The organism is Rickettsia endosymbiont of Ixodes scapularis (assembly GCF_000160735.1).
Taxonomy (GTDB): domain Bacteria; phylum Pseudomonadota; class Alphaproteobacteria; order Rickettsiales; family Rickettsiaceae; genus Rickettsia; species Rickettsia tamurae.
The window spans coordinates 17,763-18,866 of record NZ_CM000770.1 but is presented as its reverse complement, the minus strand read 5'-3'; the positions used below and the strand labels follow the sequence as shown (position 1 = coordinate 18,866).

The following is a 1,104-nucleotide window of genomic DNA, read 5'->3' as shown; positions in this document are numbered from 1 at the left end:
ATATCTTTATATGCTAGGGGAATGACTATTCGAGAATACAAGGGCACTTAGAAGAACTATATGCCACCAAAGTATCATCTGAGTTAATATCAAAGGTAACTGATGGCATTTTAGAGGAAGTTACTGCGTGGCAGAATAGAGCACTTGATAGTGTATATCCTATAATGTAGATTGTATTCATGTTAAGGCAAGAGACAATCATATAATAATAAATAAAGCAGTTTATCTAGCTATTGGCGTGAATATAGAAGGCAAGAAGGAACTATTAGGTATTTGGATAGGCAAGAATGAAGGATCTAAATTTTGGATGCAAGTAGTAACAGAACTGAAGAATCGTGGTGTAGAACAAATATATGTTGCGTGTGTTGATGGTCTTAAAGGTTTTCCAGAAGCAATAAATAGCATTTTCCCAAAAACCACAGTACAACTGTGTATTGTTCATATGGTAAGAAACTCTGTAAAATACGTATCATATAAAGATTTAAAATTGGTAACAGCTGATTTAAAGGCAGTTTATTCTGCAATAAATGAAGCAGAGGGATTAAGAGAATTACAAAATTTTGCTAAAAAATGGGATGAAAAATATCCAGTTATTTTTGATATATGGCAGAGAAATTGGTCTGGAATAGCTCCGTTCTTTAGCTTTCCGGAAGACATTAGAAAGGCGATTTACACTACTAATGCTATTGAATCAACTAACCGTCAAATTCATAAAATTATAAAAAATAAGGGGGTATTTCCAGATGATAAATCGATTCAGAAAATAATCTTTTTAGCATTGACAAATGCTTCTAAAAAATGGACAATGCCTATTAAGAATTGGGCCATGGCTTTAAATCAATTTGCTATACTTTGTGATACTAATTTACAAAATTGGGCAAATGGAGAAATCGTACTTACATAAAAAATCTGACAGACCCTGTAAATTTTTTTATTACTTTTTCTAGATTGCCACGCTCCTTACATTCGCGGTCTTGTTGCATGGATCGTTTTATGTTATTCCCGCGTAGGCGTGAATCCAGTAAAACATATAAAAAACTTGTTTTTTTATATGTTTATTTTATCAAATATGTAACTTTTATATCAATACTGAAATTATTTTGC

The 1,104-nt window shown here is 32.0% G+C and carries 2 protein-coding genes; both read left to right on the top strand.

Annotated elements, in window-relative coordinates; genetic code table 11:
- Positions 1 to 35 precede the first annotated feature (35 nt).
- Positions 36 to 170 (top strand): transposase, encoded by a 135-nt coding sequence (locus REIS_RS16695; RefSeq protein ID WP_371256140.1) that lies wholly within the window; start codon positions 36 to 38, stop codon positions 168 to 170.
- Complete coding sequence (locus REIS_RS00090) at positions 155 to 904, top strand: IS256 family transposase (protein WP_083787729.1); 750 nt, start codon at positions 155 to 157, stop codon at positions 902 to 904. Before REIS_RS16695 ends, REIS_RS00090 begins: the two co-directional genes overlap by 16 nt.
- Positions 905 to 1,104 lie beyond the last annotated feature (200 nt).